We start from the raw sequence: 7,468 nt of genomic DNA, 5'->3' as shown, positions 1-7,468 counted from the left end.
CTACAGAATGGGCAGGCAGGCGGGGACGCACTGCCCCTACAGAATTGTCAGGCAGGCGGGGACGCACTGCCCCTACATCCGATCGCAAAAAAATCATCATTCCTGTTGCCTGTTGCCTCTTGACTATTGCCTTTTCTAAGATGCCTGTTTGTGTCCGAGTTTAAGGAAAATTGACTCTAAATTATCTTGGGTTGGATGGAATTGGGCGATCGACAAGTTGGCGTTAATGAGCGATCGCAACAAGTTCGCCTGTTCTTCGACACCGCCCGAAAACTGCACCCGCACCTGTTGGGTGCCGGGAAAGATTTCCCATTCCTCAACGCCGGGATAATTCCGCAGTGCGGCAATCAGCGGATCGGGAGATCCCAACATTGAAATTAAAATTTGCTGGTGACTCAGGCGTTGATAGAGTTCTTTGAGGGATGCACTTTCGACCAAATAGCCGAGTTCCATGATGCCGATGGACGTGCAAAAATCCTCCAAATCGCTCAAAACGTGGGAGGAAATTATGATCGTCATTCCGGCTTCCCGGAGGGCTTTGATGATGTCTCGGAACTGTTGGCGGGCGATGGGATCTAAGCCGGAAACCGGTTCGTCTAATAGTAATAAAAGGGGTTCGTGGATGACGGTTCGTCCCAAACTCAAGCGCTGTTTCATTCCCCGCGAAAGGGTGGAAATGAGGCTGTTGCGTTTGTGGGTGAGATCCACCAATTCCAACACATCAAATAGACGGCGCGATCGCCTCGGTTCTTTGAGATTATAAAGGCGGGCGAAATAGTCCAGATAATCCCAAACGGTGAGGTCATCGTAGAGGGGAAAATCGTCGGGGAGATAGCCGATATATTGTTTCAAAGCCGGGTTGCTGCGATCGCGCAACAGCCGTTCTCCCTGGATGTAAATTTCCCCCGTGGAGGGATCTTCGGCCGTCGCCAACATCCGCAACAGGGTGGTTTTTCCCGCCCCGTTGGGGCCGATGAGTCCGTAGACTTCCCCCCGGGCAACTTGCAAATCCATATCGTGGACGGCAACGTGACGGTCAAATTGTTTCGTCAGTCCCCGCGTTTCGATCGCCAATTCTTTAGCCATGACGGGTATTTAAAGTTGGGAATTGCAAAGGATTCATGTCCACTACAGCGATCGCGTCCCCGCTTACGGAAAAATTGAAAATTCGTCGAGAATCGCCAATTTATCCCCGCCGGTGCGGAGATCGAACGGTGCGAACCGGGCGAGATCGGTTGAGGGATATCGCCCATTAGATTAATATAGGTTTGGGATTGAAAATTGATGCACCTAAGTTACCCAATTTTAACCAATTTTTTGACAGGCGGCCCGAAAAAAAAAGGGCGATCGCTCCCCGGAGACTTGCCGCCCGTCGCTTCTGTCGCCATAATAAACAGAGCAATTAGCCCAATTTGTTGATGACCCGAATCGCCCTTTTCGGAACCAGTGCCGACCCGCCCACCGCCGGGCACCAGTCCATTTTGAGTCAACTCGCCCGACGGTTCGATCGCGTGTTGGTGTGGGCCGCCGACAACCCCTTCAAGTCCCACGGGGCATCCCTGGAACACCGTCAGGCGATGCTGGGGGTTCTCATCGAACAGATCGATCCGCCGGGGGATAATATCGTTGTGAAGCCGGAATTGAGTAGCCGTCGCACCATCGAAACCGTTTGTGGCGCCCGCAAACACTGGCCCGACGCCGACTTTACCCTGGTGGTGGGATCGGATTTGGTGACGCAGATTCCCCGTTGGTATAAAATAAAAGATTTGTTAGCCGAGGTTAACCTGCTGGTCATCCCGCGACCGGGATACGACATTCAAGATGGGGATTTGGCGGAACTTCGCGAGTTGGGCGGACGAGTCGCGATCGCGGACTGGCAGGGATTGGATGTCTCCTCGACGGATTTTCGCCAAGCCGGAGATCCGAACCCGATTCCGCCCAAGGTTCAAGCTTACATCGATCGCGAAAATTTGTATCAATCCAGTTTGAGCCGATAACAATGAAATGGCAGAACATCGCCCAAACCAATTGACGAATCACCCCCTGGCGGACTTCAAAGTTGGCGTCGATAACGTCATTTTTTCCATCGATACCGGACAAAATCGCCTGCTGGTGTTGGTGGTGATGCGGCAACAGAAACCCTTTCGCGATCGTTGGAGTTTGCCGGGAACGCTAGTTCGTCAGGGCGAATCTTTGGAGGATGCGGCCTACCGGATTTTAGAAGAAAAAATAAATGTCAAAAATCTCTATTTAGAACAACTTTACACCTTCGGCGGACCCGATCGCGACCCGCGAGAAAGTGCCGACAGCTACCACGTCCGCTATTTGTCCGTCAGCTATTTCGCCCTCGTCCGGTACGAGGAGGCACAATTGATTCCCGAAGGGGTGACGGGGGTGGCGTGGTATCCCATCCAAGATGTGCCCCAACTCGCCTTCGATCACGATCGAATTTTGGAGTACGGCTACCGGCGCCTCCGCAACAAATTGGAATACAGTCCGGTGGCGTTTGAGGTGCTCCCCGAACTGTTCACGTTGGGGGAACTTTACCAATTTTATCTCACCGTTTTGGGGGAGGGTTTTTCAGATTATTCCAACTTCCGCACCCGCCTGCTCAAATTGGGATTTCTCTCCGATACCGGGTTGAAAGCCTCCCGTGGCGCCGGACGGCCCGCCAGCCTCTACCGCTTCGACGCGGAAGCCTTCGCCCCGTTCAAAGATAAACCTTTGGTGTTCGTTTGATATTTTAAAAAGTGCAGTTTTTCCGTTTGGACATTAGTTCCCGAGGGCGCAAGCCAGGGGCCCCTACTCGCTAAAATAATTTTTTTTACAAAAACTACTTTTTGATTCGATAATCAGAAATATAGCAGTACGCATTTAGGTTGGGATATCTTCTCTGTGTTCTCTGTGCCTCTGTGGTGAAAATTCACAACTGTCTTAATATCAGATCCGGTTATTTACCCGCTTCGCGAGCTTCTTCGGAAGAAAATTCGTGAGCCGTTCCCTTTCGGTGGGCTGCTTGACCGCCTTTCCTCGCGATTTCTCGTTGTTTTTCTTCATTCATGGAAGCAAATCCGCGTTCGTTAGTAGCCATCTACTTTTCTCCCGTTTCTAAATAAATATTGATTAACTCGCAACCGTAATGTATCGAACAGGGCGATCGCATCTCTCCAGAGATGCACGTTTTAAACGCAAATTAATCGCCCTGAAGACGGATTAATTTTGGTGATAATTTTCCTCTAAAAACAGCCAATCACGCTCAACAATAAACCGACTTTTCTTTTGACTTGACTCAAAAGATCGAAAATTTGAATTAAATATAACCGAAACTCCGGGTTTAATCTTCGTTTTCATCGTTTACACTAAAATCGGAATCCTTCTCGTCTTCGATGGATAAAGACTGAATGTGAGACTCGATCGCGTCAATTTTTTCCTCGGTCAAATTCACGGCCATCTGAAGTTCGTCGAGAACATCCTGGGCTTCCGACGCCAAATATTCGATGCGATCGCGGATATCCTCTTTGTACCCTTCCAGGGTTTGCCGGCAGATTTGGGCGTGTTGGGCTTCCCGAAAAAACCAAATTAAAATGGTCATCGAAATGGCGCCCGGAACTAAAACCGCCACCAATATCCAAGTGTTGAGAAAGGGATTCAAGCGTCGGAGAGTGTGGTCTACTTCCGACTGGATTAACTGTCGCTGAGTTTGATTGTCCCGGTCGATAAAGGAGGGGTTCTGAACCCGGAAACTCCCTGGCAGTTGGGCGGTTGCAGGCTGATCCGCGATCGCCGACAGTGCCGGCGACGACAACCCCAATATCAGCCAACCGCTCCAAATTAAATAATCAGATTTTTTGTTAAATTTTAGCATCTCAACCGACCAACTCTTGAAACCGACGATCTTCACGGAGCTTATCAAAATCCTTCTCTTTTTTCATAAAATTTTTCACCACGTCCGCATTGATTCGGAGTGCCCGCCGGAGATTTTCGATCGCCAACTCTCGGTTATCTTTGAGGGCGTAGCAGCGGGCTTTGTTGTACCACGTCCGATAAAAGTCGGGCCGAATTTTAGCCGCGCTGTTGAAGGAGGCGATCGCCTCGTCGTACTGCTGCAAATTCATCAACGCCTGACCGCGATTGTTCCAGGCATCCAGATAATCTTCCTTCAATTGGATGGCGCGATCGTAGGAAAAAACGGCGGCTTCGTAATATTTTAACTTCGCCAACGCCACCCCCCGGTTACTCCAGGCGTCGGGATAGTCGGCGCGAATTTGAATCGCCTGTTCGTAGGAAGCGATCGCCTCTTGATACCGCTTCAGCCTGGTCAAAACCACCCCCCGATTGTTCCAAACTTCCGGCAAGTTCGCCTGCAATTTCAACGCCTGGTCGTAAGCGTCTATCGCCTCTTCGAGACGATTTTCCATGAAAAATTTTTCCCCCTGTTTGGCGAACTGCCGGGCCGCCTCCAGGATGCGATCGCCCCCCGGAGGCCGGGGCTGGGTGGGTTGCGGGGTCTGGGTTTCCGGTTCCTCGGGCTTTTCGGGAGTCGGTTCCGGCGTTTGGGCGGCGGGGGCGGGTTCCGCCTCGGTTTCGGGCGACTCCTCGACCTCCGGTTCCGGCAATTGCAGGATCGTCTGCACCTTCAAACTCTCGATCGCCTCGTCGGCCCGGGTGGCATTTTTTTGCAGTTGGTAGAGGGCGGTTTTCGCCTCCCGGATACTCGCTTCGATCTGGGCGATCGCGTCGGATTTCAAACTGTCAATTTCTTGGCGGACCTCAAACACTTGCCGGGTCAATTTGGAGAGCAAAAACCACACCCCGACCCCTGCAATGGTGGGGAGGAGAAACAGGAACACCAAGATCAAATTCAATAACGCCAAAGTGCGGCGAAAAACGCTGTCTACCTCCGTCTGGACGCGATCGCGGAGTTCGGCATCTGACTCTGGTACGGCTTGGGCGACGATCAGGGAATCCGACCCGAAGGCGGGGGGCCCGGCGGCGAGAATTGCCGTCGCGATCGAGAGTAAAATAGAAGCGATCGTCCGATGAGCGTTTCGACTCAAATCGGCTCGCCGTCCCGCGATTTGACGTTTGATGGTCGCCACCATCGGGGAGAAAATGGGGACTCGTCGAGAACTCCAGACCATGACCCGTTCACCCACTATCGGTTAAAATGTTGAAATCTTATCATGTCTGACTGGATTGAGATTGGTAAAATCGTCGCCGCCCAGGGTTTGGGGGGCCAGGTGCGGGTGTATCCCAACTCCGACTTCCCCGAACGGTTTCTCGAACCGGGAACCCGGTGGCTGCAAAAACCCGGAGAGGCGGAACCCCAACCCGTGGAACTGTTGGGGGGGTGGGTGATTCCCGGCAAGGGGCTCTACGCGGTCGAATTGGCGGGGGTGGACAGCCGCGATCGCGCCGAGGCGTTGCGAAATAGTCGCCTGCTGATCCCGGAAGGCGATCGCCCCCATTTGGAGGAGGGCGAATTTTACGTTTTGGACCTGCTGGGGTTGGAAGTGTTCCGCCAATCCGGCCAAGAAGCGATCGGGACCGTGACCGACGTGATTCCGGCGGGAAACGACCTGTTGGAAGTGCAGTTAAATGTCGCCCCCACCGAGGAAGAACTGGCCGCCGACGCGGCATTGCAGGCGAAGTTGGAAAAAATCCCCAAAAATAAACGGCGGAAACGGCATTTTCGCCAAAAAGCGTCCCAACCCAAAACGGTTTTGATTCCCTTCGTCCCGGAGATCGTCCCGGTGGTGGACTTGGAAAATCGCCGCCTGGAAATCACGCCGCCGGACGGTTTGTTGGAGTGAGGGAATCGGTAATCGGTAATAGCAAGTCAGAGATCGGAAGGGCTGCGCTTCCACCGATCCTAAGCGCCATTTGTCGGTGCGGAATGAAACAACCCTCCCCTTGAGGAGGGTCGGGTCGGGTGGGATTATGGAGAGTTCAATTCAAAAGGATTTTAGTGGATGGTCCGTCTTCTGCGCTTGCCTTTGTTGTCGATGTAGCGCTGGACTTCGTCCCGAGAAGTGACCCAGGCTTGAATATTTTTGTCCCAGGTAAATTCCATGTAATGCCGCTTCCTGATGGTCTGGACCCGTTGAAACGAAACATTCAGGATGCGGGCGACATCGGCTTGGCGAAGGCCCTCGAACTGGAGGGAAGATTTGGAGGGAGACGGTTTAAGATCGGGGGGGATATCTAAAGAATTTAACTGATTTTTGAGGACGTTCATGGACAGTTGAGACGGCTGAGAATGTCCGTTTTCCCAGCGGTTGATCGTCTGGGAGGACACCCCCAAGCGCTGGGCCAATTTGCTTTGAGAGAGGCCCAGTTCATGGCGGACGGTACGGAGAAGGGTGGGAATGTCGTTTAAAGCTTGTTCTGAGATAGACATCGAACTTCAGGGGGGGTAGAGGTTTAGAAGGATTCGTCGGGTCTGCCGATCGCTCGGTTCGGCGTTCCCCCGCGTGTCAAATGGAATTGGGGACAACCGAAAACAACGGCAACGATGCAATGGAGACGGTCTCGGCGCGGGAAAACCGCAGGTCAACTCGGACGGGATCGCAGGAGACAACTCATTTCAGACCCTAATTTAAGATTAGAATAAATCGAAAAAAACACCAACAGCAAATTCTCGGAAATCGATCGCTTTTTTGAACATCGACTGTGGCCGATATCTCCGTAAATTTACGGAATTTTAGATTAGGTACGGAAACAAATCGCACTTGTCCCGGAATTTTCTCCGCGTGGCTACCTGCTCCGTCCCCCCGGGCTGAACCACGCCCGCGCCGCCGTCCGTCCGGGACTCGATGGGCGATCGCCACCCGTGGAATTCCCCCTACACCTCGGAGGCCGGGAGTGTCAAATGTTAGAGCAATCTTTCAACCTTGCTCTAAAATGAGTTCTGGACTTGCAGACTCAGTGAAATCAAAAAAACTTATGCCTGTTCTTCGCTATTTAATGGCTGTGGGAGTGAGTGGGGCCATCGTATTCTTCAATATCGGGGGGGGAGAAGCGGTCCCCCCAACCGCCAAAGGAGTCGATGGCGTTTCCGAGTCTCACTCAACCCGAGAGTCAGGTGCCAAACAGAACTCAACGAAATTCCGGGCTTCCGGGAACGCCGAAACTGAGTTATCTGAACACCCTACTCCCGTAGCGTCTCAAAAAGCATCCGATCTGAACCCATCTAAACTCGCCGGTTCGGACTCGGCCGAGAACGCCGCGATCTCGGTTCAAAAGCCGGCCGTCAAATCCGTCGCCGACCCCGCGACCGCCCCATCTCCACCGGGGGCCGCGCCCCCATCGGTCGCCGTCGCCGTCGGGGACAATCTCAGCGGTGAAGAGCCGGCCTCACCGGCACCGTTGGCTCTGGTAGACGAGTTCGTCCCGGAAGTCCCGGATTTGACCCCGCCGGCGCCGCCCCGTCCCCAGGCCGACTCCGCCCCGAAGCCGCCGAGTCAAG

Annotated in this window: 8 protein-coding genes and 1 pseudogene; 4 read left to right on the top strand and 5 right to left on the bottom strand. The window is 53.2% G+C overall.

Annotated features, from left to right (window positions below; all coding sequences use genetic code 11):
- Positions 1–135: 135 nt before the first annotated feature.
- Positions 136–1,086, bottom strand: a complete 951-nt coding sequence (locus tag LKE08_RS15355; RefSeq protein ID WP_324705117.1) for an ABC transporter ATP-binding protein — start codon at positions 1,084–1,086, stop codon at positions 136–138.
- 332 nt (positions 1,087–1,418) lie between these two features.
- Between LKE08_RS15355 and LKE08_RS15350 the strand changes: the two genes are divergently transcribed.
- Together LKE08_RS15350 and LKE08_RS15345 are read left to right on the top strand one after the other, a co-directional pair.
- A complete protein-coding gene (locus LKE08_RS15350) occupies positions 1,419–1,997 on the top strand; it encodes a nicotinate-nucleotide adenylyltransferase (protein WP_324705116.1) in 579 nt (192 codons plus the stop codon).
- 7 nt (positions 1,998–2,004) lie between these two features.
- Positions 2,005–2,739 (top strand): NUDIX domain-containing protein, encoded by a 735-nt coding sequence (locus LKE08_RS15345; protein WP_324705115.1) that lies wholly within the window; start codon positions 2,005–2,007, stop codon positions 2,737–2,739.
- A gap of 211 nt (positions 2,740–2,950) precedes the next feature.
- Here the strand turns inward: LKE08_RS15345 and LKE08_RS15340 are convergent, their stop codons facing one another.
- From LKE08_RS15340 to LKE08_RS15330, 3 genes are all read right to left on the bottom strand, one after another.
- Complete coding sequence (locus tag LKE08_RS15340) at positions 2,951–3,091, bottom strand: KGG domain-containing protein (RefSeq protein ID WP_324705114.1); 141 nt, start codon at positions 3,089–3,091, stop codon at positions 2,951–2,953.
- Positions 3,092–3,334: 243 nt separating this feature from the next.
- Complete coding sequence (locus tag LKE08_RS15335) at positions 3,335–3,865, bottom strand: hypothetical protein (RefSeq protein ID WP_324705113.1); 531 nt, start codon at positions 3,863–3,865, stop codon at positions 3,335–3,337.
- A gap of 1 nt (position 3,866) precedes the next feature.
- Positions 3,867–5,141, bottom strand: coding sequence for a tetratricopeptide repeat protein (locus LKE08_RS15330; protein ID WP_324705112.1), 1,275 nt, complete (start codon positions 5,139–5,141; stop codon positions 3,867–3,869).
- A 42-nt stretch (positions 5,142–5,183) separates the two neighbouring features.
- Here LKE08_RS15330 and rimM point away from each other — a divergent pair, with 42 nt between their 5' ends.
- A complete protein-coding gene (gene rimM, locus LKE08_RS15325) occupies positions 5,184–5,813 on the top strand; it encodes a ribosome maturation factor RimM (RefSeq protein ID WP_324705111.1) in 630 nt (209 codons plus the stop codon).
- 152 nt (positions 5,814–5,965) lie between these two features.
- Here rimM and LKE08_RS15320 read toward each other — a convergent pair whose 3' ends face one another.
- Positions 5,966–6,400, bottom strand: a complete 435-nt coding sequence (locus LKE08_RS15320; RefSeq protein ID WP_324705110.1) for a helix-turn-helix domain-containing protein — start codon at positions 6,398–6,400, stop codon at positions 5,966–5,968.
- A gap of 545 nt (positions 6,401–6,945) precedes the next feature.
- Between LKE08_RS15320 and LKE08_RS15315 the strand changes: the two are divergent.
- Positions 6,946–7,468, top strand: a pseudogene (locus LKE08_RS15315) (hypothetical protein); the annotation flags it as partial.

The sequence above is a fragment of the Lyngbya sp. CCY1209 genome (genome assembly GCF_035615495.1).
GTDB lineage: Bacteria > Cyanobacteriota > Cyanobacteriia > Cyanobacteriales > Microcoleaceae > Limnospira.
The sequence above is the reverse complement of the archived record's forward strand: the minus strand, read 5'-3'. Positions and strand labels throughout refer to the sequence as shown.